The following is a 25,889-nucleotide window of genomic DNA, read 5'->3' as shown; positions in this document are numbered from 1 at the left end:
TCACCCCGGTCACCGCAGCCTAACCCACCCCTACTTTCGTATTAGTTGGGTGCGCCGGCGATCCTTAGCTTGGCCACATTTTCTGCCAGCACCTTGCGGGCATCGTCACCGAGCAGGGAGTCGGTGATGAGTTGGTCGGCCTCCTCAAGGGCGGCTATGGAAGCGATGCCTACAACACCCCATTTGCTGTGGTCGGCCAGGACCACGGTGCTGCGGGCCGATGCCATGAAGGCCCGGTTGGTTTCGGCTTCAAGCAGGTTGGGCGTGGTGAAGCCGGCTTGCGCATCCATGCCGTGCACGCCGAGGAACAGCGCGTCCAAATGCAGCTGCTTCAACGATGACGTTGCGATCGGACCTACCAGGGCATCCGAAGGCGTCCGCTCCCCACCGATCAGAATCACTGTGGAGCCGAACCGTCCCGGGCCGGACGACGCGCCGTGGTGGAACAGGTCCGCGATCCGAACAGAGTTGGTCACCACCGTGATGCGCGGGCCATGGACGAGCTCCTGGGCCAATGCCCACGTGGTTGTGCCCGCGCTGAGTCCGACGGCCATGCCCTCGTGCACCAGTGTGGCCGCCTCAACGGCAATGGCATGCTTCTCGGCCATCAGCCGGGTGGACTTCAGTTCAAAACCGGGTTCGTGGGTGCCCGCATCTCCGGGAAGCTTGGCCCCGCCATGGATGCGCTCAACGCGCCCGGTTTCTTCCAAGGCCTCGATGTCCCGACGGACTGTCATAGGGGATACGCCCAACAACTGGGCCAGATCCGAGACACGCACCACGCGTTCGCGTTGCACGGCTTCAAGGATGGCGGAGTGGCGTGCTGCCTGAAGCATCAGGGCCTTTCTTGGGGGACCTCGAGGGAGGGAGTCGTCTGGCTACAGTCTAGGGCGGGATTCCGTTGGCTGACTGCACAGAACGACGACGGCGCCGCTCACCTGGTGTGGTGGGCGGCGCCGTGGTTCCCGGCAGGGAAGGGACGTTACTTGCGCAGCGACTCGGCGATCTGGTTCATGATCGAGGGGTCGGCCAGCGTGGTGGCGTCTCCGGTGTCGCGGCCTTCTGCGATGTCCTTGAGGAGGCGGCGGACGATCTTGCCGGAGCGGGTCTTGGGCAGTTCCGGCACGATGAGCAGTTGCTTGGGCTTGGCGATGGGACCGATTTCCTTGCCCACGTGGTTGCGCAGCTCCAGGACGGTTTCGTCTCCCTTGTTGGTGGCGTCACCGCGGAGGATGACGAACGCGACGACGGCTTGTCCGGTGGTGTCGTCCGCGGCACCGACCACGGCTGCTTCAGCCACAGCGGGATGGGAGACCAGGGCCGATTCGATTTCGGTGGTGGAGAGTCGGTGGCCGGAGACGTTCATGACGTCATCCACGCGGCCCAGCAGCCAGACGTCGCCGTCTTCGTCCTTCTTGGCGCCGTCCCCTGCGAAGTACATGGCTTCGAACCGGGACCAGTAGGTGTCCTTGAACCGTTCCGGGTCACCCCAGATGCCGCGAAGCATGGAGGGCCACGGTTCGCGGACCACGAGGTAGCCGCCCTCGCCGTTGGCCACCGAGGCGCCGTTTTCGTCCACGACGTCCACGGCGATGCCGGGCAGGGGGACCTGGGCGGAGCCGGGTTTGGTGGAGGTGACCCCGGGAAGCGGGGCGATCATCTGGGCACCGGTTTCGGTTTGCCACCAGGTGTCCACGATCGGGGCTGGATTGGCTTTCTTGCCGCCGTTGCCGCCGATGACCTCGCGGTACCACATCCAGGCTTCGGGGTTGATGGGTTCGCCCACGGAGCCCAGGACCCGGATGGCGGAGAGATCGTACTTGGCAGGGATCTCGCGTCCCCACTTCATGAATGTACGGATGGCCGTGGGGGCCGTGTAGAGGATGGAGACCTTGTACTTTTCAGCGATTTCCCACCAGCGGCCCTGGTGTGGGGAGTCCGGGGTGCCTTCGTACATGACCTGGGTTGCGCCGTTGATGAGCGGGGCGTAGGTGACGTAGGAGTGGCCGGTGACCCAGCCGACGTCGGCGGTGCACCAGTACACGTCCGTTTCCGGGTGCAGATCGAACACGGCCCTGTGCGTGTAGGCGGTCTGGGTCAGGTAGCCGCCGGTAGTGTGCAGGATGCCCTTGGGCTTGCCGGTGGTGCCGGAGGTGTAGAGGATGAACAGCGGGTGCTCGGAATCGTGCCCGACGGCGGTGTGCTCACTGGGTGCCTTATCAACAGTTTCCGACCACCAGAGGTCCCGGCCTTCCACCCAGTTGACGTTCTCGCCGTTGCGCTTGACCACGACGACGTTCTGGACAGTGTGACCCTCTTTGGAAAGTGCTTCGTCCACGGCGGGCTTGAGCGGGGAGGGCTTGCCGCGGCGGTACGTACCGTCGGCGGTGACCACGAGCTTGGCTTCGGCGTCCTCGATCCTGGACCGCAAAGCATCAGCGGAGAACCCTCCGAACACCACGGAGTGGACCGCGCCGATCCGGGCGCAGGCAAGCATGGTGATCACGGCCTCGGGAATCATCGGCAGGTACACGGCCACCCGGTCGCCCTTGGCAACACCCAGGGACTCGAAAGCGTTCGCGGCCTTCTTCACCTCTTCGGTGAGCTCCGCGTAGGTGTACGTGCGGGCATCGCCCGGTTCGCCCTCGAAGTAGATCGCTACCCGGTCGCCCAGGCCATTCTCCACGTGCCGGTCCAGGGCGTTGTAAGCGGCATTGACCTCCCCGCCAACGAACCACTTGGCAAACGGGGGGTTGGACCAATCCAGCGCCTGATCGAAGTCCTTGCTCCACGTCAGCAGCTCGCGTGCCTGATTCGCCCAGAACGCAGGCCGGTCCGCGTCAGCTTTTGCGTACTCATCAGCCGTTACCACCGCGTTCGCCGCGAACTCCGCCGACGGCGCAAACTTACGGTTTTCCTGAAGCAGGTTTTCAAGGGCATCCTGGCGGGCCTGGCCCCCGGCAGCCGAAGGTGCTGCGGTTGCCGTTGATCCGGTGGTGTCCTGGGACATGTGAACCTCATCATTCATCGCGATCTAAGCCGCAACCGCCGTCCGCGGGGTCCCGCACAAGCCGTGTTCCGGCGTCGTACTGGCCCTGGGCGGGGGCTGCAGCGCTGTCCGCCATCAACACTATCCCTTTCGAGAGGTCCTACGTGTGCGTCATCACAAATGCGTCAGTGAGCGGTAAGAATTTGGCGCCGAATGGCGCGCTGGGTGGCTGGGAACCGCTTGCATGACGACGACGGCGGCACTCGTTTCGCCGGTCGCGGGCCACGCATTCCTGCGTCTATCCGTAAGTAGCCTTTGAGTTTGCTGTGGGCGAAGCCGGAGGACCGTTTTTGGCTAGGTCAGTGTCTGTGGGGTGGCATAGGCTGAATAAGTCCTGGGGACGCCAGAGGCGTGTCAGGCTGTGCTGCGGAATGCCGCGGAACAGCCGGTCCGGACTGCCCAGGACGACGCCGCACGAAGGAGATTAGATGAACCAGCTGAGACCAGGCCCGCACGACTCGCAATCCTCGGGAACGGACACCAACGCTGGAACGGCCACACCTGACAGCACGGCAACCACGTCCGGGGCAGCCGGCAAGTTTGAAGCCGTCGCCGGTCCGTTCACGGTAAGGGATGTGACGGTCTTTGGTTCCGTCCTGTTGATGTTCATTGCGTCGCTGCTTCCCATGTTTGGCGGTCGCTACAACCTGTGGAACCTGGGCAACCTGTTCTTCCTCTTGTTGGGGGTCATCCTTCCGCTGGTGGTTGCCGCACTTTTTGTGGCACGTCGACTTCAGCCCGGCACCAACATCCGCATCGGCTCCCTGTCCATTGACCAGTTCGCCTCAGTCACGGCTGCCTTTGCCTTGCCCCTGTTTTTCCTGACGATCGCGGACTCCTTTAACGGCAGCGTTTTGCTGGGCCTCGTGGGCTCCGTGGGCCTGCTTGCCGCCACGGTCCTTGGGCCGCACCTTCCCTTCCTCTCGGTCGACTTCAAGGGCCGTGCCGAAACACCGGCGCACGTCGTGGCCCGGCAAGCCACTGTTCCCACCCGCAAACCGGCTGCGCCCAAGGCGCCGAAGGTACCCAAGGACGGCAAGTCCGGTGTTGGCCCGGCAGTCCCCGGATTCACCGGTTCGGCCTCGGCTTCGGGTGCGCAGGCCCCTGTTCCGCAGCAGACCGGGAACCAGCAGCTTTCCGCTCACACGCCTGTGACCCACTCTGCGCCGGCGACGCAAGCCGCGCCGAGGACCGCAGACCAGTCCGCACGGGGCCCGCAGCAGGGTGCGCAGGAACCTGCCTCCCGGGAGCCCGGCAATTCCTCCGCAGCCCTCGGAACCGCGGCCGGCACTCCCGCCGCCGCAGCCCAAGGCGGGGACCAGCCTGCAGCTGCCCAACCGGGAACCGCCCAGCCTGCAGCCGGCCAGCCTGTAGCTGCCCAGCCGGCGGCCACCCAACATGAAGCCGGCCAGCCGGGAACCACCCAGGAAGCAGCTGCGCAGCAGACAGCGTCCCGACAGGCTGCGGCCGAACAGGTCGGCCAGCCGGCCGCCCAGCAGCAATCCAATGAACGTCCATGGGCAGCGACCATGGCGACGCCGATCGTGTCGTCCGACACCCGGACCGTCAGCGACTCCATCGGCGCAACAGTGGATCCCGCGAGCCGACCCGACGAGTCCCAGGACGCGCCGCACTACGAGGCTTTCTGGTTCGCCGTAGCCCAGCCGCGAACGGCCTATGACCAGAAAACCGGCGCTCCTGCGTTCGTCATTCAACCCGGTGGTTGGGTGTTGGCTCTCGAGGACCGCGGCCATGAGTTCCTGGTGCAGGACACCGACGGCAAGCTTGGGGTCCTCAGGGAGCTCAGCAACATCGAACGCGGTTAGCAGGACCCCGTGGCCATCACTGACGCTGGTTCCCCGCTCGCGCTCAAGCGCCGCGCACGCAAGATCAACAGGGTGCTCGCGGAGAAGTATCCGTACGCACATGCCGAGCTGGACTTCCGCAACCCCTTTGAGCTTGTGGTGGCCACGGTCCTTTCTGCCCAAACCACCGATGTCCTGGTCAACCAGGTCACCAAGATCCTGTTTGCCCGCTACCCGGACGCCCGTTCCATGGCGGAAGCAGACCCCGTCGAACTTGAGACCATCCTGCAACCCACGGGGTTCTTCCGCGCCAAGGCCCGGAACGTCCTCGCCCTATGCAACCGGCTGGTGGACGAGTTCGACGGGCAGGTCCCCGGCCGCCTGGAGGATCTGGTAACCCTGCCCGGCGTTGGCCGGAAGACTGCCAACGTGGTCCTGGGCAATGCCTTCGGAGTCCCCGGTATCACGGTGGATACCCACTTCGGCCGCCTGGCAAGGCGGTTCGGGTGGACCGCATCGGAGGATCCGGTCAAGGTCGAGTTCGACGTTGCAGAGTTGTTCGAGCCGCGCGATTGGACCATGTTGTCCCACCGTGTGGTGTTCCACGGCCGGAGGATCTGCCACGCGAAGAAACCGGCTTGCGGGGCGTGCCCGGTGGCGAGCTTGTGCCCTAGCTACGGTGACGGCGAAACAGATCCGGTCAAAGCCGCGAAGCTGCTTAAATACGAGTTGGCGCCCGGCAACGAAGCATTGCTGGAGCAGTTGCTGGCAGAAACACACCGGGCCGCCGAGATCCGGATGGAGTCCCAGAGGAGGCCCGTTGACGGCGTTTGAGGATTTATCAGCGCTGGTTGCCCGTTTCGAGGGTGGCGGGCAAAGCCACGCCGGGCAGTGGGCCAAGCTGCCGGTCAGCGCGGAGACGAACAGGCCTGCGGCGGTGTTGATGCTCTTTGGAAAGCTGGACGATGTCCCGGCCGAATCGGATCGTCCCATTGCACCGGCAGACCTCGATGTCCTCCTTTTGGAACGGGCACATACCTTGGACGACCATCCAGGCCAAGTGGCTTTCCCGGGTGGCAGTGTGGACCCCGAGGATGAATCGGTGGTTGCTGCCGCCCTCCGGGAAGCCGTTGAGGAGACCGGACTGGACGTCGCGGGAGTACGTGTTCTGGGAGTGATCCCGGAGTTGGGCATCACGCGCAGCAACTTCCGGGTCACTCCCGTTGTGGCCTGGTGGGACTCCCCGTCACCGGTGGGTGTAGTGGATTACGCCGAATCCGCGCAGGTGTTCCGCGTTCCTGTCCGAGACTTGCTGGATCCCGCCAACCGGGTGACGGCCACCATCAGCCGCATGGGACGCACCTTCACCAGTCCTGGTTTCACGGTGAACGGCGTCCTGGTCTGGGGGTTCACGGGCATGGTCCTCAGCGGGCTGTTCGATGAGCTCGGCTGGACCGTGCCTTGGGACGAAGGCAAGCTTTACGACGTCGATCTCTGACGCTTGCCAACCCTGCCTCTGGCAGTCCCACGGCTATGTCAGGCTGCCTCCCGGGCAGTGCTTGAACGGTCCACGATCAGTCCCGTTGCTGCGTTTTCGCGTACCGCGTGGATGCCTTCCACGACGCCCTTGAGGTGCTTGTACGCGGGCGATTCCGCCACCACGGTTCCGTCCGCTGCCGTAAGGCGGAAGCGGTACGTGCCGTCGTTGTCCCGCACAATTACGAATCTGCCAGCCATCGCTGATCCCCCTTGTCAAAATGCGTCTTTGCATACGTTGAGTGACCTTGTGTTGCAGGCCACACAAGAGACCGTATCCAGAAGCGGCGAGGAATTAAAGTTACTTCCGAGTACCCGTCACTGGGGTGGTCACGGTCCATCACAAAGCGTCTTATGACTGGTCCTGGAGCCGAACGGCGGGTACTGCGCCGTCAGATGAAAGCACGGCTCCCGGTGCGGGAACAGGTGTTTCCAGCAGGGTCCGGCTGTACTCCCTCTCTGCTTCTTCCAAGCGCCGGGCTTCCATGTGGCGAAGCTGGTCCAGGTCCGATGCGTCAATTCCCCGGTCCACGGCGAGGGTGTCCATCCACGCCAGGCTCGCAACGGCGTCGTGGTGTTCTCCGAGCACCCGCTGGAGGGCAACTGCCGGCTGAAGGATGAGTAGGGAACCGGGACCGAGCGCCCCGGCAACGGCCTCCAGGGCATAACGGAGTCTCTTCACATCCTTCCGGGCGTCGTGGAGGAGTTCATTTCGTGCGGAGCCGGAGCGGGATTTCTCTGCTTCGGCGATTCGCTGCTGCATCACCTCCCACTGACGGTGCAGGCAGGCGATGGCTTGCCCGTCGGTGGGCCCATTCGGCCCCGTTCCGTGAGACGGGAGGCCGGCAAAATCCGCTATCGCCATGCTGGCACGTAGATCGCCGGCAACCTGACGGGCGATGCTGTTGCTCCGCTCCACCAGACCCTCGACGGCGGTGTGGAGGACCTCTGGCGACCGCCACGACACCGGGGCGTCCAACCACAGCTTCACGCGCTGGGCAAGGACAAACAGGTCCCGCGCCTCACCCAGGGACGTCGCAAGCCACCTGATTCCGTGGCGCGCCTCCGGCGGGGCAGGGGGCAGGAAGAGGCCAAAGCAGGAAATCCCGGACCGCAGCCGCCGCAAGGCGAGGCGGGCGCTGTGGACAGCTTCCTGGTCGGCCGCCGAAATGAGGGGCATGGAACGCTGCACCTCGGCGATCTGAAAGGCGAGGTAGGCATCCAGGGATTCGCGGACTTCCGAAGCCATGCAGCCAGTTTCCATCCGTGATGCGGTGGGCTACAAGGCCGGGGCTACTTCGCTTTGTCGTAGGAGTCGACGACGGCGATGCTCACCGGGAACTCCACGGGAATCCGGCCGAACATGAGTTCCTTGGCGGTATCGGCTGCTTCCCGGATAGCCTCCACGCACGCCTCCACCGCATCGTCCGAGGCATGGACCATCACCTCGTCGTGCAGGAAAAAGACGAGTTCACCCGAAGGGCGTCCTTCGGCCCTGAAGGTTCGCAACCGGCGTCGTAATTCCGCCAGCCAGCAGGCAGCCCACTCAGCCGCGGAACCTTGCACAACGAAGTTTCGGGTGAAGCGCCCACGCGAGCGTGCGATGGTGTCTGCCCGCCGCTGTTCCTCGGCGGTGGTGGACTGCTGGCTGCGCAACCAGCCGAGGGAAGGCGCGGGACTGCTGCGACCCAGCCGGGTGGTCACCGTACGCCCCGCCTCGCCTTCGCGCGCCGCCTGTTCAACGAAGCCGACAGCCCGCGGATATGTTCGGGCAAGCTGGGGCATCAAACGGCCGGATTCACCCGTAGTGGCTCCGTATATTGCGCCCAGAAGCGCCACCTTGGCTTTTTGGCGGTCGCCGCCGAACCCCTGCGCGGCGATACCTGCATACAGGTCCTTGTCCCGCGCGGCCTCTGCCATCTTCGTGTCCTGCGCCAGGGCCACCAGAACCCGCGGTTCCAGCTGGGACGCGTCGGCGACAATGAGCTTGTGTCCGGGTTCTGCATGGACGGCCGCCCGGATGTTCCTGGGAATTTGCAGGGCTCCGCCGCCCCGCGACGCCCAACGGCCGGAGACGACGCCGCCAACTACGTACTCGGGATGGAAGCGTCCGTCGCGAACCCAGGTATCCAGCCAGGTCCAGCCGTTGGCGGTGTGGAGGCGGGACAGTTGCTTGTACGCCAGCAGCGGTTGGATGGCGGGGTGGCCGGACTGCTGGAGTTCCCACTTGCGGGTGCTTTTAACCTCGATGCCGTTGCGGTGCAGGGCCCGCATGAGGTCCTGGGGCGAATCCGGGTTCAACGCGGGCGAATTGAGCATGTGCCGTAGCTCGTTGCACAGCGCCTCAAGCGCGGGTGGCCGGTGGCCCAGCGGAGGCCGCGGGCCAAGGGCTTCGGTAAGGATCTGCTCATGCAGTTCCTCGCGCCATGGAACGCCGGCGTGCTGCATTTCGACGGCGATGATCGCGCCTGCCGATTCTGCGGCGAGGAGCAGCTGCAGCCGCTTGAATAGATCAGCATCATCGACATCGGCTAGGGCTGCCTGCTGGGCGGCGAACTCGTTCCGCAACTCAACCACGCCCGCCACAACGGGTTTGATGTCCTCGAAGAGGGCCCCTTGCGTACTTGGCGGGGGCGGCGGTTGCAGGGCCCTGGCAGGGGTTGTGTCGTCATCCTGGACGAGCTTTTCAGCGTTCTTCGCGTACTCCGTGTGGGCGGTCAGGGCGGAATTGGCGAGGATTGATCCGCACAGCGCCAAGTCATGGCAACGCTCCAGTTCAACACCCCGGGCCAGCAGTTCGGGGTACCAATCCTGGGCGCGGCTCCACACCCAGCGGGGCCGCTGCAGTTCCAGTTCACGTACGACGCCGGGCAGCTCACTTTTGGTGACGGGGCGCGCATCGGATGTGGGCTTTCCGGAAGGGGAAATCCTCTGAATAGCTGCGCCGTCCTGGTGGGCGGCGAGCAACAAATACATGGAGTCCATTCTGCCTTGCGGCGCGGGACGCGTTGTACGGGGCAGGGCCTGTAAAGCCCGGGTGACTGTTCCTCCACAGCCTCGGGGTCCCGGGCTTGTCCACATACGCCCGGTTGAGCCTTACTTCCCGGCCCAGGCACAGGCGAGGCTGGCTTCCATGGGCAGAAGACAACAACGGCCACGACCACCACACAGTGAAGCCACAGGGGACCCCTGGATACCGCCTGCCGCTGCTGACATCCTGCTCGTTTCAGCCGACCCATACCTGCAGGATGAAGCCGTGCGCATCGTGGCGGCATCCGGCGGGAGGCTGCGCACAGTCGAACGGGTGGAAGAGGCACTTTCGGGATGGGATACGGCCGATGTCCTGATCGTGGGCAGTGACGTCAGGGAGACGCCGCCGCGCAGGCGAGCCCCTGCAGTCCTCTTGGGCCGGTCCGCCGAAGCCGACGAATTGTGGAGACTGGCAGCGGTCCTGGGAGCAGAGCGTGTTGCGGCGCTGCCGGAGGCCGCAGCATGGCTTGCCGAGCACCTGAGCCTGGCCAGCGCCCCGGAGCCCGGTGGAACCATGGTGGGGGTGGTCGGTGGGAGGGGAGGATCCGGCGCCACGACTGCAGCCATCTGGTTGGCCCATGCCGCGGCCAACCATGGCATCGCTACCCTCTTGGTGGACGGGGACCCGTGGGGAGGCGGGGTGGAACTGGCTGTCAGTGACCAGTCCCTGCCTGGACTGAGGTGGCCGGACTTCGCCGCGACAAGGGGCAGCATCGATCCCGGCCAGTTCAGGGACTCCCTGCCCACGGCTGGAGGCTTCGCATTTTTGTCCTGGCCCGGAACGCGCGAGCCGTTCGAAAGCACCGATCCGGCCTCCGCATCTGCCGTTCTCGATGCGGCCCGCCGTGCATTCGAACTGACTGTCATTGACATTGCCCGGAACCAGGAAGGATTGCAGGCGTTTGCCTGGGACTGTGACCGGATACTGCTGCTGACCACAACGCACCTGAAATCCGCCGTCGCAACCGCGAGGGTCCTCAACGAGGTGCCACCCACCGACACAGGGCTGCTTGTCCGCGCCGCTGGATCGGACCCAACAGACCCTCACCTTGTGGCCGATGCCCTGGGAATTCCGCTGGCAGGAGTGGTACCGGACCTCCGCGGAGTAGGGGCCGGGACGGAGCAGGGACGCCTCCTGGAACTTGGACGGCGCCGGCCTGTCAGGCGGTTTGCCGAGGCGGCACTTGGATTGAACGGTGGCGACCGGTGAACCGAAGGGACAACCGCGGACGGGAACAGCGACGTCTTGACGCGGTCCTTCTCGAGACAGTTCGGGAGTCGGTGCTGGCAGGACGCGGCCCCGTCACCCCTTCCACCGTGGCAGCAGCTGTCCAAGCCAGCGGCAAGCTCCTTGGCACAGCAGGGGCTTTGGAAGCGGCCGAGACGATCAACGCCGAACTCAATGGCCTGGGTCCGCTGCAGCCCCTGGTCCGCGATCCAGCGGTCACCGACATCTTCGTCAACGCGCCGGACTCCGTCTGGTTGGACAGGGGCGGCGGTTTGGAGCGTTCGACCGTCAGGTTCGACACAGAAGCCCAAGTACGGTCACTTGCCTCACGATTGGTGGCCGCCGGCGGGCGTCGCCTGGACGACGGCTCACCCTGCGTGGACGTTCGCCTCAGCGGTGGCTACCGGGTGCATGCAGTGCTCGCGCCCATCTCCACCGCAGGCACCCTGCTCTCCATCCGTATTCGGCGGGAAGAAACATTCACCCTTACCGAATTGCGGGCAGGAGGAATGTTTTGCGAAGAGATAGAGGACGTTCTCAGGGCGATCATCAGGCACCGCCTCAGCTTCCTCGTCAGCGGCTCCACAGGCTCGGGGAAGACCACCCTTCTGTCCAGCTTGCTGGGCCTCAGCGATCCCTCCGAACGACTTGTCCTGATCGAAGACGCAGCCGAACTCAACCCCGTCCACCCCCACGTGGTGACCCTTGAATCCAGGCATGGAAACCTCGAAGGGGGCGGCGCGCTGGATCTTGGTGAATTGGTGCGGCAGGCTCTCCGGATGCGGCCGGACCGGCTGATCGTGGGCGAGTGCAGGGGAGCGGAGGTCCGTGAACTCCTGACCGCGCTGAACACCGGGCACACGGGCGGGGGCGGGACCATCCATGCCAATACGGCCCAGGCGGTCCCTGCACGGTTGATCGCATTGGGCGCGCTCGCAGGGTTGAGCTCGGAGGCCGTGCGGTTGCAGGTCGCCAGCGCCTTGGATCTGGTGATCCACGTGGAGCGCTCGCAGACGGGCCGAAGAGTCGCATCCCTTGGCATCGTGAACGACGCTGGTGTCAGCCTGATCGTGGTGCCGGCACTGACGATGACGGACAGCGGCCTGGCACGCGGCCCGGGCTGGCCGCTGCTGGCAGCACGCTTGGCCATCGGCGCTGATGCATGAGTACCGCGTTCGTCGTCGTATTCGCCACTGTTGCTGTGCTTCTCCACTTCCGGGGAGCTTATGCAGCCACACGGCGGATACGACGCCGTCTTGACCCTGGCGATGGAACGCCACCCGGGCCGGGTGCTGGGCAGCGTGTAGACGCCCAGCAAGGTTTCGCTGCTCCGGAACGTTTTGGTGCCCGGCTCCGGTTGCCCGCGACGGGCGTGCCCGTAACCGGGCGGGCGCAGCGTGCACGACTGTCCGGCCGTTTTAGGGGCGCCGCTGCCGAACGAACCCCGTCAGTGTCCATGGTGGTCCTGGTGCAGCAGCTCGCTGCCCTTCTCCGTGGCGGACGGGCGCCCCTGCAGATGTGGGACGAGCTGTGGCGTGTGCATACATCGATGCCCCGTGGCACGGGAGTACCTGGGCGCAGGTCCTCCCGTGATGGAAGGCATGGCGCTGTATCCGTTGTCTCCGGTGAATCTTTGGAGATACTGGCCGCGGCCCGTGCAGTAGCAGCAGTGGGCAGTTCCCCGGCCCAAGCAATTAGGAGCGCGTGTGCCCGGGTGTATCCCGTGCGCGGTAGCAAGGAACGGCGGGTTTGGGTTGAGTTGGCTGCGTGCCTCGACATCGCGGAGATCAGCGGGTGTCCGCTCGCCGGGCTATTGGCGCGCTTTGCTGCCCAGTTGGAAGCGGAAGAGGACGCCGAAGCTGCCCGGCAGACTGCCTTGGCGGGACCCAAGGCAACCGTCCGGCTCCTGTCCTGGCTCCCCGTCTTTGGGCTGTTGCTCGGGATGGCCCTGGGAGTGGATCCCGTGGGGACCCTGCTGGGTAACGTCATGGGCACGGCGACGTTCGTCCTGGGGCTGGTGCTGACCATGGCAGGCCGCCTGTGGTCGGCGCGACTGGTTGCGGCGGCGGGGGCTGATTGATGTCCGGTATGTCCCTGTTGGTGCTTGCGGCCTTGCTTCTTGCAGTCATGGTGGGCTTCGGGAAACGTAGACGGCCGCGTGCGGAGTTCCGCAGACGACTGAGTCTCACCGGCGCCGGGCATCCGGCAACGCCGCACACCAGGAACTTTGAAATTTCCGTGGGTCATGCCGCGCCGCTTCACGAGAGCGCAGCGGACGGTTTGCGCGATCCCGCGATGATGCTCGAGCTGATGGCCTCGATGCTGGACTCCGGGGCAGGAATCGGGCGGGCCTTGGAACTCATTGCACGGAGTGCCACCACTCCTGTTCGCGATTCCCTGAGGCCTGTGGTGGCCGCGTTGTTCTTGGGAACGGACTGGGAAACAGCGTGGAGTACACCTGGCCGTCAACCTCCCGAAGTGGCCCGCATACGTGACGCGTTGGCTTTCGCAGCACTTACCGGTGCGCCCTCGGCATCGATCCTGTATGCCCAGGCCGCCCGGGAACGCCGTGAACAGTTCCGTGCTGCAGAGAAACGCGCGGCCGCCTTGGGGGTCAAACTCGTTATTCCCCTTGGCCTGTGCTCGCTGCCGGCCTTCATTTGCCTCGGGGTGGTGCCCGTCCTCATCGCCATGCTTCCCCCGGGTTGAGGCTCACACTGCTCCTCCACAGAAGGTGCAAGCAGCGGGTTTTCCACTTGGACGAACCGGGATCTTCAAAGGTAATCCGCGGACCGGAAGAGTCGTCTTACCGGAATCTTCCGGATCTACGAGAGGAATGTCTTGACCATCATCACCAGCTCTTCGCCAGCTCGTCGAACGCATCGGCGTCAGGGCCGTTTTGTCTTAGGGGCCTTTGCGGCCAGACGAGGTGCCAGGAATTCGCAGGCAGCGGGGGAGGCACGTCGGCAGCCCCTGCCGCAGGCAGCCGGGGAAGCTCGTCGGCCGTCGGCACAGACGACCGGCGCCAGCCCGTCCCCCGCCTCGCAAGCGCCGCACATCCCGCAAGCGCAGCACATCCCGGAAAGCGTGCCTTCCCTGCAGGTGGCGCCACCGGCCGGAACTTCACGGATCGGAACGTCACCGGCTGGAACGTCATCGGCGGGAACGTCACCGTCCGGACGTTCCCCGGTCAGCAGGATGCTCAGGCGGGTCATGGCCGGTGAAGCGGGGATGGCTACGGCCGAATACGCCATCGCTACCCTCGCTGCCGTTGGACTCGCCGGGCTGCTGGTGGTGCTCCTGCGCAGCGATGAAGTTCGTGGGTTCCTGCTCAACCTGATTCGAACCGCGCTCTCTTTGCCATGAGGCAACACCTCCGGGCCCGGTTGGCCGGCAAGGATGACGTGGACGGCAGGGAATCCGGGGCCGTGACGGCCGAGTTGGCGGTGACCTTGCCCGCGGTGATCCTGCTGTTGGCCTTTCTGCTGGCCGCGGGTGCAGCAGGTATCACCCAGCTGCGTCTGGAGGAAGCTGCGCGTGCCGGCGCTCGGGCCCTGGCCCGAGGAGAAACCGAGGGGGAGGTGCAAGGGATCGTCCAGCGCATCGGTGGAGAGGAAGCAAGCGTGCACGTGGGAAGCGACGGTGACTGGTTTTCTGTTACCGCCACCGCCCGGGCAGGGGGAGCGGTCGGCCCACTGATTCCGTGGGATCTGACTGCTACGGCCTTAGCTCGCCAAGAGGTACCGGGAAAGTGAGAAGTACCTCCGGAATGACGCGAAGGGCAGGTACGGGTTCGGAGAAATGTTTTGAAGCGTTCCTCGCTGAGCGCGGATCCGGAACAATCTTGTCCCTTGGCCTCGTCGCAGTCCTGGGCGCGCTGCTGGTGGGACTGCTGCTGTTGGCCCAGGCCGGCGTCATGGCTTCACGGGCGGCAACAGCTGCGGACCTGTCGGCTCTTGCGGCCGCCGATGCCGCTCGCGGGCTGACCAGCGGAGAACCGTGTTCCGTCGCATCGGCTGTCGCGGCGGAGCACGGTGCCCGTACTACTCGTTGTAGGACATTGGGGGAAGGGATCGTCGAGGTCAGTACGGAGCTGCTGCAACCGTTCCTCTTAGGTCCAGCCACTGGACGGGCGCGGGCCGGACCGCCGCCCTAGCGTCTGCGGGGCTGCGGCTCTGGCGCGGGTAGGACTGCGGCGCGGGTAGGACGGGCACGGGAGCACCGGATCAGACGGCTTGCTTCAGCAGGACATCCAGAAGTGTGATGGCGGCTGCCTTGTCCAGCGGGTTGTTCTTGTTCCCGCATTTGGGGGACTGCACGCAGGACGGGCAGCCGGCGTCGCACTCGCAGGCGGCAATGGCATCCCGTGTGGCGCTGAGCCAGGTTTTGGCCTTCTCGAAGCCGCGCTCCGCAAAGCCGGCTCCTCCGGGGTGCCCGTCGTAGACGAAGATGGTGGGGAGTCCGGTGTCAGCATGCAGTGCCGTGGAGACGCCTCCAATGTCCCATCGATCACTGGACGCGACCAATGGCAGCAGCCCGATCGCAGCATGTTCCGCGGCGTGCAAGGCTCCCGGGAACTGGGCTTCAACCAGGCCGGCATTGTTCAGGGACCGGTTTTCGACAACAAACCACACGGCCTTGGTGAAGAGTTCCCTGGCTCCAAGGTCCAACGGTTCTTCACCGAGGATTTCGTTGGAGATCAAGGCCTTGCGTTGGAAGGACACCACTTGCGTGGTCACTTTGACGTCCCCGAAGTGTGCGGTGACATCGCCCCATTGGACGGACCGGTTCGTATCCAGCACCTCGATCTGGGTGACGTCCCTTGCCGTCGTGTAGAAATCGGGGTTCACCCGCCGGACCATGACGCAATGATCGCCCTCGTTGAGCTCCTCCACGAGGTAGCTTTCGCCTTGATGGACATAGATCGCGCCGGTGTGGGCCTGGTAGTGCGTCTGTGGGGAATCCATGGTGCCCAGGAGGGAGCCGGTTTCGGCATCCACGATGCTCACGGGGCCGCCACCGTCGGCCCGGAGGTTGACCATTCCGGCGGCACTTTCCGAATGCGTCCAGAACCAACCGGCAGGGCGCTTCCTGAGGTAGCCCTGCATGACCAGCCGGTCGAGGAGTCCCTCGGCACTGGGCCCGAACAGATCAAGTTCGGCCGGCCCGATGGGCAATTCCGCGGCGGCGGCACACAGATGGGGGCCAAGGACGTAGGGGTTTCCGGGATCGAAGACCGTGGCTTCGACCGATACGTCGAAGATGGCCTGGGGGTGGTTCACCAGATAGGTATCCAAGGGATCGTCGCTGGCCACGAAAGCAGCCACGGCGTCCTGCCCTGCGCGTCCCGCGCGACCGATCTGCTGGAAAAGCGATGCCCTGGTGCCCGGCCACCCTGCAACGAGCACGGCGTCAAGGCCGGAGATGTCGATTCCCAGTTCCAGTGCCGAGGTGCTGGAGACGCCCAACAATTGACCCGACCGCAGCGCTTGCTCCAAGGCCCGGCGTTCCTCCGGCAGATAGCCCGAACGGTAGGCCGCCACCCGCCCAGGCAGGCTCGGGTCCACCTCGTCCAACAGCCGCTTAGTGATCGAGGCGATGGACTCAGCGCCGCGGCGGGACTTGATGAAGGCGATGGTACGGACGCGGGACGAAACAAGGTTGGCCAGGATATCTGCGGTTTCGGCCACTGCCGTGCGCCGCTGCTTGGCGCCGTTCTCGCCCTTGAGTTCGGTCAGGGCCGGCTCCCAGAAGGCTACCGTTGTGGAACCGTGCGGAGAGCAGTCCTCCGAAATTTCCCGGGCGGGGGCTCCGATGAGCCTGCCGAAGGACACGCCGGGGTCCGACGCCGTTGCGGATGCGGCGATGAAGACGGGCTCGGGAAAGGACGTACCTGCGCCGTAATAAGCGCAGACCCTCCGCAACCGCCTCATCAAGTTGGCGACGTGGGAACCGAACACCCCGCGGTAGCTGTGGGCCTCGTCCACGATGACGTAGCGGAGCCTACGGAAGAACTTGGCCCACCACTCGTGGTTTGGCAGGATGCCGAAGTGCAGCATGTCGGGGTTGGCGAGGATCAGGTTGGCATGATCACGGATCCAGCGCCGGGACGACTGGTCGGTGTCGCCGTCGTAGGTTTCTGCGCGGACCGTCGGCAAGCGCAACGAGCGCACGGCAGCGAGCTGATCGGCGGCCAAAGCCTTGGTGGGGGACAGATACAAAGCCACGGCGCCGTCGTCGTGGAGTTTGCCGGGTTCGGACAGGACGCGGAGCTCGGACCTGTGGATCGCATCCAAAGCGGGCAGTTGGTAGGCGAGGGACTTCCCGGAGGCAGTGCCCGTGGCGATGACCACGTGTTGGCCGGAGTGGGCCAGACCCGCTGCCTGCACCTGGTGCCGGTATGGTTCCTGGATTCCCAGGCCTTGGTAGGCGGCAACGATGTCCGGATGCACCCATTCGGGCCACGGCTCGTTGACGGCTTTGCGCGCCGGGATGGTGTGGACGTGGCGGAGCTGCTCCGGATCGGTTGTCCGGCTCAGCAAGGAGATCAGGGATGGTGCGGCCACCAACCCATTCTGTCATTCCGCGGAAAGGTCCGGTCCTCCAGCGCTTCCCACGGACATCATGAGGACGTGGCACACCACGTCCCAACCGAGGTGGGAGTAGAGCTTCTGCCCGTCCAACGAAGCCAGCAACAGCCCGTTCTCGACGTCGTGCGAGAAAGCCTGGGCGGCCAGCGCCTTCATGATGAAAGTTCCCAAACCGCGCCGCTGGAAGGCGGGCTCCGTCACGATCTTGTCGAAGACCGCAGTGCCGTCCACCACGTAGACCCGGCCGCTCGCAGCCACCTGCTCACCGGAGTGGACCACGGCATAGTGCACGCCATTGGACTCGCTGGTGGCCAGTTCAAGATCATCGTCGGGAAGCCAGGGATCTTCGGCATCCTGGGTCTCCATGTCCACGATCATCATGGTCTGGGAAGCGGAGTTGACGTTGAGTCCGTGTTGTTCGGCAAGGTACTTGTACCGTTGAACGTCGTTGGTCAGGATCGTCAGGATCCGGGTCTCTGCTTCTGCGGTTTTCGCAGCCAGTGCAGCGAATTCCTCGTCGGAAGGGTCATGGGCAAAGTACTCCCAGTCACCTGTCTTGTCGGCGCGCAGCGCGGCAGGAAAACGGCCCTCTTGCCGTGATTCGTAGCCCCGGCAGCCGGTCCACCCGGCCACCCAGACTTCCAGGAGGTGTGCGATGTCTTCAACCAAGGCGTCTGGACTCATGTAGAGAGAGTATGCCAGCGCTCCGGGAAGCAACAGAGCCGGTTCTGCCCGCTAGCGGGTGCTTATGAAATTGTGACTTCGCCGCGGGATTCTAATACACCAAGTAACCTTTAACGGTGGCTTTGAACCGAATTGTACTTTTTTACGGCTTTACTCCGATCGCCGACCCGGATGCAGTGCGCCTATGGCAGCGCGCCCTCTGCGAAAAACTGGGCCTTACCGGCCGCATCCTGATCTCCAAGGACGGCATCAACGCAACCGTCGGCGGCGAGCTCAACAACATGAAGCAGTACGTCAAAACCACGCGTGAGTACAAGGGTTTCCACGATATCGACTTCAAATGGTCCGACGGCGGCGCTGACGACTTCCCGCGGCTCAGCGTCAAGGTCCGCGATGAGATTGTCTCCTTCGGTGCACCGGGCGAGTTGAAGGTGGACGAGAACGGCGTTGTGGGTGGCGGCAAGCACCTGCAGCCCGAGGAGTTGCACGCCCTGCTGGACAGCAAGAAGGCCGACGGCGAGGACGTTGTTTTCTTTGACGGACGCAACGCGTTCGAGGCTCAAATCGGCAAGTTCAAGGATGCGGTGGTCCCGGACGTCGCCACGACGCACGACTTCATCAAGGAACTGGACTCGGGGAAGTACGACGACCTCAAAGACAAACCCGTGGTCACGTACTGCACGGGCGGGATTCGTTGCGAAGTTCTCTCCAGCCTGATGGTCAACCGGGGATTCAAGGAGGTTTACCAACTGGACGGCGGAATCGTCCGGTATGGAGAGACCTTCAAGGACAACGGTCTTTGGGAAGGCTCGCTGTACGTCTTCGACAAGCGCATGCATGTGGAGTTCAGCGATGACGCCAAGACCATCGGCTCGTGTGTCCGGTGCTCGGCGCCCACCAACAAGTTCGAGAACTGCTCCAACCCAAGCTGCCGTACGTTGACGCTTTACTGCGCGGATTGCGCTTCGGATCCGGCAACCTTGAGGTGTCCGGACGGCTGCGAAGCCGCCTGACCGCCGTCGGGCGCCGAACCAAAGGCGGCTACCCGCCCAAGGCGGCTGACCCGCTAAAGGCGGCTGACCCGGTACGCGAAGTTGGCATCGGACCTGCTTCCCACGGTGATGTCCAAGACCGCATCGGCGTCGAGTTGCACGACGCTCACTCGGGCGTTCGCGCAGCCAAGTGTCAGATCCACCAGATCCGATTCACCAAGCGCCACTTTGAAGGAGACCCTGCGGGTGCCGCGGCAGGCCAAGGTCACTGCGTACGTGCCGCCGGGCAGTTGCACTGTTTGTTCCGTCTTTGACTCTCCAGGCTCCAGGTAGCCGCTGCTTGAGTAGAAGGATCGTCCCTGGGATTCTGGCAGCGCCGCCCGGGTCCACTCTTCCAGGGCTTTACCGGTGACGATCGTTTCCAAGGCCGGATCCGGAGGAAGCACTACGTTCCTGCCCGCGGAGGTCGTGGAATCAGCTTCGGCCCGGCCAGGTTCCTCATAGGTGTACTCGCACCCCGTCAGCGCCGTGACCACTCCAAGCAGAAGCACGACGGCGGAACCCGCCAACCGTCGCGGGCCCACGGAGCCAGCCGCCTTGCCGCCCATGTTCTGACTTTACGCTTGCGCGCCGGTTTCTCCATAGAGCTGGTTGTTGGTTCGATGGAGGCGGAGTTCAGCTCGTCGCGGGCGCCAGTTGGTAGGCGTAGATCAATGGCGCGTCAACGCTGCTCGTGGAGATGATGACCGCCCCTGTGGCCGGGATCTTGATCTTCACGGTTTCACGGCTGCCGTTGCAGGCAGCGCCGGCGTCGGCGATCTGCTGTCCGCCCGTGGATACCGCGAAGAAGGCTTTTCCTCCGCCGTCACAGGCCATGGTGAGGGTGTACTGGCCGGCAGCAACGTTCTGTGCATCCTTCACGATCGGGTCCCGGTCCAGGATCTTTCCCGAGTCCTCCAACACAATGCCGGACGCGGCGGGCAGTGCGTCCTTCTTCCATGTGGACACATCGGCGCGGGAGATGTCCACCGGCTGCTGGCATGCGGTGGCTGCCAGCAGGAAGCCGGCGGCAGTAAGAACCATGCCGGCACGGCGGACTGTGGAGGAGAAATTGAGCATGGTTCCACGCTACCGGTTTCCCCGCAGGAGTCTTTCCACATAGCGCATCCACGGTGAACCGGCAGGGCAACCCCGACCATAGACTGGCAACGTGAACCCATCCACATCAGTGTTTTCCTCAGGCAATACCCCCGATGCTCCCCGCAGTGACCAACCGGCGCTCCTGGCTGCCCTTGGAGACGCGTTCAAGTCAGTGAATTACACGCTCGACGGCGTTGCGGACCTTCTGGGGCCATCAGCCTATGCGGCGCTGGGCAGGGACCAGATCATCCCGGCACTTTTGGCCACGGAACGGACGTCGGGTTCGGACCAGGCCGGGCTGCGGGGGCTGACCGTCCTGGTGCGGCTATGGCTTCTTGCGGTTCCGCAGGCTGTTGCGGACGTTGATGCCGCCCTGCCCGGTCCAGGTGCCAACGGGCTCGCCGAGCTCGGGCTTGTCACCATCGCGGACGGGGTTGTTACCGCCGCCGTCGATGTCCGTCCTTATGGATGGGACGCTAATCCGGACGGCAGCGGCGGAGCGGAACTGTGGGTGGCGAGTGACCTGGCGGCCCACCAGCAGCCGGGCGTGCTGCGGCACGACCACGTCCTGGGAATCGGCCAGGCTTCCACAACGCTGGTGCAGACCACCATTAGGCCGCATGCCAAGCGTGCCCTGGACCTGGGTACCGGTTGCGGAATCCAGACCTTCCACCTGCTCCACCATTGTGAGCACGTCACGGCAACAGACATTTCGGAAAGGGCCCTGGCCTTCACGAGGTTCAATCTCGTCCTCAACGCCGCAGCCTTGGAAGTGGATCCAAACAACCTCGAAGCCCGCATCAGCCTGAGGCTCGGTTCCCTCCTGGAACCGGTGGAAGGCGAACGATTCGACCTCGTAGTCTCCAACCCGCCCTTCGTCATCACTCCCCGCACCAAGGGCGAATCCGCAGCAGACCAGTTCACCTACAGGGATGGCGGTTTGCCGGGCGACCAGATCGTCTCTTCCTTGGTGAAGTCCCTCGGCAGCGTCCTCGCGCCGGGCGGAACCGCCCAAATGCTGGGCAACTGGGAGATTACCGCAGGTGCGCAGTGGAAGGACCGGCCTGCGTCCTGGCTCAAGGGTTCCGGACTGGACGTCTGGTTCATCCAACGCGAGCAGGTGGGGCCCGAACAGTACGCCGAGACCTGGCTCCAGGACGCATCCGAGTCCCGGGACCCGAACCACTACAAGGAGGCCTACGCTGCCTACCTTGCGGACTTCGCCTCCCGGAATGTGGAGGGAATTGGTTTCGGCATGATCTGGTTGCGTCGGCCGGCCGGAAGCCAGGGCACCATCAGCCGGTTCGAGGAAATCACCTACCCCATCGAGCAACCCATCGGCCCCCATCTGGGCGCGGCGATCGCGAGGGCGGACTGGCTGTCGGCCAACCAGTTGAAGGATGCCCATCTGCTGGTGGCCGAGGACGTCACCGAGGAAAGGCATCAACGGCCGGGCGCTGAGCACCCCGGAGTGATTCTGTTGCGGCAGGGGGCAGGCCTCCGCAGGACCAACCTGCTGAGCAGCAAACTAGCCGGCTTCGTCTCTGCCTGCGACGGTGACCTCAGCGTCAACCAGATCATCACGGCACTGGAAGCACTCCTGGGCGGGGAAGAGGGATTTGACGCCGAAGCCTTCACCTCCACGCTCTTCCATGAGGTGGGCAATTTGGTCCTGGACGGATTCCTTGTGCCGGACGAACCGGGCACGTCGCCATGACGCACGCAGATCCACGGAGGTCATTCCCCGGTGCCGGCACCCGCCCTCCTTCAGTGCCCCCACGTGGCGCTGATCACCCTGGACGTGACGCTGATTACACTGATGAAGTGATTGCGAAGAATCAGGAGACCGGGGTGGCGGGCGAACCGGCGGGCAGTGGACGTAACGAGCAAAAAGTTGAGATCACCGACCCCAAAGCCATCCGCGCCTTGGCGCACGCGGCCAGGTTGGAAGTCATCTCGGAACTTTATGCCACGCAGGTAAGCCACACGGCCACGGAGCTTGCTGCCAGGACGGGCCTGACTCCCAGCGCCATGAGCTACCACCTCCGCGCACTCCAGAAATGGGGGATCGTTGTTCCGGCCGAGAACGCAGGTGACGCCCGCGAACGTCGGTGGAAGGCGGCAGGGAAGGACTTCACCATTTCCGGCGGCAGCGTCGCTAGCCCGGAGATTGCGGTTGTCGATCTGGAACTCGATGCGTTCAGGCGGAGGGCTTCCGCTTTTGCCAAGGCCAGGGGTGAACGGCGGCAACGCGGTGAGACTGCGGAGGAACCGGCATCGGTGCTCCTCTCCAGCAATCTGCTCTATTTGACCAACCAGCAGCGAAAGGAACTTTCGGACAGGATTCGTGAAGTTCTCAGGGAGTACGAGCTCGAGGATCCCACCCGGATTCCGCAAGATGCTGAACGTGTTGCTACGTTATGGTCGATGATTCCGGACGATCGGTCAGCGCCCGGGAACTAGGATTCAGGAGCCAGCCACCAACCGGCATCCTGGAAGGGCGGATTGACCGGCCCAAACGCAGGATTCTGCAAACTATGGTGAACTAGGCCAATATGGGCACCAGCCCAAATACACATTTTTTCTGTAGGAGCACCGTGCCCAGCAAGGCAAAAACCGGCAAGAAACTCGTGATCGTGGAGTCTCCGGCCAAGAGCAAGACCATCGCCAAGTACCTTGGTGAAGGCTTCATCGTCGAGGCTTCCATTGGTCACATCCGTGACCTTCCGCAGCCGTCCGACCTCCCTGCAGAACTCAAGAAGACCTCGCTGGGCAAGTTCGCTGTTGACGTTGAGCACGACTTCAAGCCGTATTACGTCGTCTCTCCGGACAAGAAGAAGAAGGTCGCCGAACTCAAGGCCCAGCTGAAAGACGCCGACGCGCTTTACCTCGCAACCGATGGGGACCGCGAAGGCGAAGCCATCGCGTGGCACCTGCTTGAGGTCCTGAAGCCCAAAGTTCCGGTCTACCGCATGACCTTCGGTGAAATCACCAAGGAAGCCATTCACCGCGCGATGGACAACCTCCGCGACGTGGACACTGCCCTCGTTGATGCGCAGGAAACCCGACGGATCCTGGACAGGCTGTACGGCTACGAAATTTCGCCGGTGCTGTGGCGCAAGGTTGCCCGCGGCCTTTCGGCAGGACGCGTGCAGTCCGTGGTGACCCGGATGGTGGTTGACCGTGAACGTGAGCGCATGGCGTTCAAGGCCGCTTCCTACTGGGACCTGACGGGCCAATTCGGCGCCGATTCGGGCTTCTTCAAGGCTAAGCTTGCTGCCGTCGACGGCTCCAAGGTTGCCACCGGCCGCGATTTCAATGACGACGGCCAGCTGGTCTCCTCGAACGTGGTCCACCTCAACGAGGAACTCGCCACCTCCCTTGCTGCCGGCCTGGAGAACGCGGACTTCAAGGTCCGCTCCGTGGACACCAAGCCGTACACCCGCCGTCCCGCCGCCCCGTTCACCACTTCCACGTTGCAGCAGGAAGCCGGCCGTAAGCTCAGGTTCTCCTCCAAGAGCACCATGCAGGTTGCGCAGCGCCTCTATGAAAACGGCTACATCACCTATATGCGTACGGACTCCTCGGCGTTGAGCGACGAGGCCGTTACGGCCGCGCGTCGCCAGGCTGCTGAGCTCTACGGTCCCGAATTCGTCCCGCAGAGTCCGCGGATCTACGCGAACAAGGCCGCGAACGTCCAGGAAGCGCACGAGGCTATCCGCCCGGCCGGTGACTCCTTCCGCACCCCGGCCCAGGTGGCCAAGCAGCTCAGCGGAGACGAGTTCCGGCTGTACGAACTCATTTGGAAGCGCACCGTGGCTTCCCAGATGGCAGATGCCAAGGGCTCCACGGCAACCATCCGCCTTGGCGCAGTTGCCGCGGACGGCCGGGACGCCGAGTTCTCTGCTTCCGGTACCGTGATCACCTTCCCCGGCTTCCTTGCCGCCTATGAGGAAGGCAAGGACGAGGGCCGCGGCGATGACGACTCCGACGACGCCCGCCGCCTGCCGAACGTGGCCAAGGACGATTCCCTTACCGCCTCGGATATTGTTGCGGTCGGCCACGAGACATCTCCGCCGCCGAGGTACACCGAAGCGTCACTGACCGCTGAACTGGAAAAGCGCGGCATTGGACGCCCGTCTACCTACGCTTCGACCATTTCCACCATCCAGGACCGCGGCTACGTCCGGAAACAGGGTTCTGCGCTGGTACCCAGCTGGATCGCCTTCTCCGTGATCCGCCTGCTGGAACAGCACTTCACCGACTATGTGGACTACGAATTCACCGCTGACATGGAAGGCGACCTGGACAAGATCGCCAACGGGCAAGCGGTGGGCGCAGCGTGGCTGAAACACTTCTACTACGGAGAAGATGCCGATCCCGGCCTGTTGAGCATCGTCAACAACCTCGGCGAGATCGACGCCCGCGAGATCAACTCAGTGCCGATCGCAGACGGCATCACGCTGCGGGTGGGTAAGTTCGGCCCGTACCTTGAGAGCACCATCCCCACGGTCGATGAGAAAACCGGGGAGGTCGTGGAGTCCGCGCGGGCCAATGTTCCCGAGGAACTGGCCCCGGATGAGCTGACGGCAGCCAAAGCCATCGAGCTCATGGAAACGGCGGCACCCGAGGAACGGGTCCTGGGAACAGATCCGCACACCGGGCACACAGTTGTAGCCAAGAACGGCCGCTACGGCGCTTACGTCACCGAGATCATCCCGGAAATGACGGAAGAACAGCTCGCCAACCAGCCGGTTGAGTATTACAAGAACGGCAAGCCGAAGCCGCCCAAGAAGCCTGTGAAGGTCAAGCCCCGCACCGGCTCGCTGTTCAAGTCCATGTCCGTGGACACCGTCACGCTGGATGAAGCTTTGCAGCTGATGAGCCTGCCACGGGTGCTCGGCGAGGACGCGGAAGGCAACCCCATCACCGTGCAGAACGGCCGGTTTGGGCCTTACCTGAAGAAGGGGACGGACTCGCGCTCCATTGGTTCGGAGGAGGAAATCTTCACGATCACCCTGGAGCAGGCGCTGGAGATCTATTCGCAGCCCAAGCAGCGTGGCGCCCGTGCAGCGGTACCGCCGCTGGCTGAGTTCGGTCCCGATCCCGTGTCGGAAAAGAACATCGTGGTGAAGGAAGGCCGCTTCGGCCCCTACATCACTGACGGCCTCACCAACATCACGGTTCCGCGTTCCACGTCCTTGGAAGAGCTCACCAGGGAACGGGCCATCGAGCTGCTCGCCGAGAAGCGCGCCAAGGGCCCGGTGAAACGGACCACCCGCAAGGCACCGGCCCGAAAGGCAGCGGCGAAGAAATAGCACTGCGCCGGGACGCATGGCGATGATCGCACTTTGCGTCCCGGCCGCCATCATGGTCGAGTAGAACCATGACTGAACAGACTGCCGCCCCGGACAACCAACCATTGAATGATCTTGAGGCGAAGCTTGCTTTGGCCGAGCAGCCGGATGCGAATCCGGTGGATGTCATCCTCGCCTTCCTGAACAACGAGGTCTACCTGGTCAGCTCCGAAGCCGTGGACGGTCCGGATTCCTCCGTGGAACCCTTGGTGCTGTCCAACGCGGACAACCAGCCGGTCCTTGCTGTCTTCAGCCACCCGAGCCGTGTGGATGCCCGCTTCCTCGAAGCGGCCCCGAACGTGCTGGGCACCATGGGCTCGGCCATCCTCGCGAACATCGGCGACGAACTGGGCCTGGTCATCAACCCTGGAAGCGAACACGGCTTCGAGATCGATCCTGAAGGCATCGCCAATATCCGCCGTGATTTCAAGCGGGCGGACGAAGTCGGCGAGGCTGCAGAGTAAAAGGGCCTCAGAGT

General features: G+C 64.2%; 23 protein-coding genes and 1 pseudogene. 15 read left to right on the top strand and 9 right to left on the bottom strand.

Annotation, left to right across the window (positions count from 1 at the left end; genetic code table 11):
* Positions 1-41 precede the first annotated feature (41 nt).
* Positions 42-836, bottom strand: coding sequence for a DeoR/GlpR family DNA-binding transcription regulator (locus OCL88_RS16145; RefSeq protein ID WP_264963147.1), 795 nt, complete (start codon positions 834-836; stop codon positions 42-44).
* 146 nt (positions 837-982) lie between these two features.
* Positions 983-3,010 (bottom strand): acetate--CoA ligase, encoded by a 2,028-nt coding sequence (gene acs / locus OCL88_RS16140; RefSeq protein ID WP_264963146.1) that lies wholly within the window; start codon positions 3,008-3,010, stop codon positions 983-985.
* A gap of 467 nt (positions 3,011-3,477) precedes the next feature.
* On the opposite strand from acs, the gene OCL88_RS16135 reads away from it, so the two are divergent.
* Genes OCL88_RS16135 through OCL88_RS16125 form a run of 3 tightly spaced genes read left to right on the top strand, consistent with a single transcriptional unit; the run spans position 3,478 to position 6,352 of the window.
* Complete coding sequence (locus tag OCL88_RS16135; protein WP_264963145.1) at positions 3,478-4,875, top strand: hypothetical protein; 1,398 nt, start codon at positions 3,478-3,480, stop codon at positions 4,873-4,875.
* A 9-nt stretch (positions 4,876-4,884) separates the two neighbouring features.
* Complete coding sequence (gene nth, locus OCL88_RS16130; protein WP_021473800.1) at positions 4,885-5,688, top strand: endonuclease III; 804 nt, start codon at positions 4,885-4,887, stop codon at positions 5,686-5,688.
* A complete protein-coding gene (locus OCL88_RS16125) occupies positions 5,675-6,352 on the top strand; it encodes an NUDIX hydrolase (protein ID WP_062097869.1) in 678 nt (225 codons plus the stop codon). The genes nth and OCL88_RS16125 overlap by 14 nt, the downstream gene beginning before the upstream one ends.
* A gap of 38 nt (positions 6,353-6,390) precedes the next feature.
* On the opposite strand, the gene OCL88_RS16120 is transcribed toward OCL88_RS16125, so the two are convergent.
* From OCL88_RS16120 to OCL88_RS16110, 3 genes are all read right to left on the bottom strand, one after another.
* Positions 6,391-6,591, bottom strand: a complete 201-nt coding sequence (locus OCL88_RS16120; RefSeq protein WP_021473802.1) for a YegP family protein — start codon at positions 6,589-6,591, stop codon at positions 6,391-6,393.
* 151 nt (positions 6,592-6,742) lie between these two features.
* The gene (locus tag OCL88_RS16115; protein WP_264963144.1) at positions 6,743-7,639 is read right to left on the bottom strand and encodes a CHAD domain-containing protein; all 897 of its coding nucleotides are present in this window, start codon (positions 7,637-7,639) and stop codon (positions 6,743-6,745) included.
* A gap of 44 nt (positions 7,640-7,683) precedes the next feature.
* Complete coding sequence (locus OCL88_RS16110) at positions 7,684-9,366, bottom strand: bifunctional 3'-5' exonuclease/DNA polymerase (protein WP_264963143.1); 1,683 nt, start codon at positions 9,364-9,366, stop codon at positions 7,684-7,686.
* 157 nt (positions 9,367-9,523) lie between these two features.
* On the opposite strand from OCL88_RS16110, the gene ssd reads away from it, so the two are divergent.
* From ssd to OCL88_RS16075, 7 genes and pseudogenes are all read left to right on the top strand, one after another.
* A complete protein-coding gene (gene ssd, locus OCL88_RS16105; protein ID WP_192551566.1) occupies positions 9,524-10,630 on the top strand; it encodes a septum site-determining protein Ssd in 1,107 nt (368 codons plus the stop codon).
* Positions 10,627-11,814, top strand: coding sequence for a TadA family conjugal transfer-associated ATPase (locus tag OCL88_RS16100; protein WP_264963142.1), 1,188 nt, complete (start codon positions 10,627-10,629; stop codon positions 11,812-11,814). The genes ssd and OCL88_RS16100 overlap by 4 nt, the downstream gene beginning before the upstream one ends.
* Complete coding sequence (locus OCL88_RS16095; RefSeq protein WP_319951665.1) at positions 11,811-12,728, top strand: hypothetical protein; 918 nt, start codon at positions 11,811-11,813, stop codon at positions 12,726-12,728. The genes OCL88_RS16100 and OCL88_RS16095 overlap by 4 nt, the downstream gene beginning before the upstream one ends.
* On the top strand, positions 12,728-13,357 hold the full coding sequence (locus tag OCL88_RS16090) for a type II secretion system F family protein (protein ID WP_031216940.1): 630 nt from the start codon (positions 12,728-12,730) through the stop codon (positions 13,355-13,357). The genes OCL88_RS16095 and OCL88_RS16090 overlap by 1 nt, the downstream gene beginning before the upstream one ends.
* 498 nt (positions 13,358-13,855) lie before the next feature.
* A pseudogene (locus tag OCL88_RS21310) lies at positions 13,856-14,014 on the top strand (DUF4244 domain-containing protein); the annotation flags it as partial.
* The gene (locus OCL88_RS16080; RefSeq protein ID WP_031216942.1) at positions 14,011-14,403 is read left to right on the top strand and encodes a TadE family type IV pilus minor pilin; all 393 of its coding nucleotides are present in this window, start codon (positions 14,011-14,013) and stop codon (positions 14,401-14,403) included. The pseudogene OCL88_RS21310 and the gene OCL88_RS16080, both read left to right, overlap by 4 nt.
* 14 nt (positions 14,404-14,417) lie before the next feature.
* Complete coding sequence (locus tag OCL88_RS16075) at positions 14,418-14,804, top strand: Rv3654c family TadE-like protein (RefSeq protein ID WP_264963141.1); 387 nt, start codon at positions 14,418-14,420, stop codon at positions 14,802-14,804.
* Positions 14,805-14,874: 70 nt separating this feature from the next.
* On the opposite strand, the gene OCL88_RS16070 is transcribed toward OCL88_RS16075, so the two are convergent.
* Entirely contained in the window at positions 14,875-17,214 is a 2,340-nt protein-coding gene (locus tag OCL88_RS16070) for a DEAD/DEAH box helicase (protein WP_021473812.1), read from the bottom strand.
* A 12-nt stretch (positions 17,215-17,226) separates the two neighbouring features.
* On the bottom strand, positions 17,227-17,922 hold the full coding sequence (locus tag OCL88_RS16065; protein WP_021473813.1) for a GNAT family N-acetyltransferase: 696 nt from the start codon (positions 17,920-17,922) through the stop codon (positions 17,227-17,229).
* A 116-nt stretch (positions 17,923-18,038) separates the two neighbouring features.
* On the opposite strand from OCL88_RS16065, the gene OCL88_RS16060 reads away from it, so the two are divergent.
* Positions 18,039-18,935 (top strand): rhodanese-related sulfurtransferase, encoded by an 897-nt coding sequence (locus OCL88_RS16060; protein WP_062097855.1) that lies wholly within the window; start codon positions 18,039-18,041, stop codon positions 18,933-18,935.
* A gap of 53 nt (positions 18,936-18,988) precedes the next feature.
* Here the strand turns inward: OCL88_RS16060 and OCL88_RS16055 are convergent, their stop codons facing one another.
* Both OCL88_RS16055 and OCL88_RS16050 read right to left on the bottom strand, forming a co-directional pair.
* Entirely contained in the window at positions 18,989-19,522 is a 534-nt protein-coding gene (locus OCL88_RS16055) for a hypothetical protein (protein WP_021473815.1), read from the bottom strand.
* Between the two features lie 67 nt (positions 19,523-19,589).
* Positions 19,590-20,033: a hypothetical protein gene (locus tag OCL88_RS16050; RefSeq protein WP_021473816.1), complete on the bottom strand. Its 444-nt coding sequence runs from the start codon at positions 20,031-20,033 to the stop codon at positions 19,590-19,592.
* Positions 20,034-20,124: 91 nt separating this feature from the next.
* Between OCL88_RS16050 and OCL88_RS16045 the strand changes: the two genes are divergently transcribed.
* From OCL88_RS16045 to OCL88_RS16030, 4 genes are all read left to right on the top strand, one after another.
* Positions 20,125-21,771 (top strand): methyltransferase, encoded by a 1,647-nt coding sequence (locus OCL88_RS16045; protein WP_264963140.1) that lies wholly within the window; start codon positions 20,125-20,127, stop codon positions 21,769-21,771.
* A gap of 107 nt (positions 21,772-21,878) precedes the next feature.
* Positions 21,879-22,517 (top strand): ArsR/SmtB family transcription factor, encoded by a 639-nt coding sequence (locus tag OCL88_RS16040; protein ID WP_021473818.1) that lies wholly within the window; start codon positions 21,879-21,881, stop codon positions 22,515-22,517.
* Positions 22,518-22,651: 134 nt separating this feature from the next.
* Positions 22,652-25,372 (top strand): type I DNA topoisomerase, encoded by a 2,721-nt coding sequence (topA, locus tag OCL88_RS16035; RefSeq protein WP_264963139.1) that lies wholly within the window; start codon positions 22,652-22,654, stop codon positions 25,370-25,372.
* Positions 25,373-25,440: 68 nt separating this feature from the next.
* The gene (locus OCL88_RS16030) at positions 25,441-25,875 is read left to right on the top strand and encodes an SseB family protein (protein ID WP_021473820.1); all 435 of its coding nucleotides are present in this window, start codon (positions 25,441-25,443) and stop codon (positions 25,873-25,875) included.
* Positions 25,876-25,889: the final 14 nt, after the last annotated feature.

The organism is Paenarthrobacter sp. PAE-2 (genome assembly GCF_026013155.1).
Lineage (GTDB): Bacteria > Actinomycetota > Actinomycetes > Actinomycetales > Micrococcaceae > Arthrobacter > Arthrobacter ureafaciens.
Note: the sequence above shows the minus strand (reverse complement) of the source record. Positions and strands in the feature narration are given on the sequence as shown.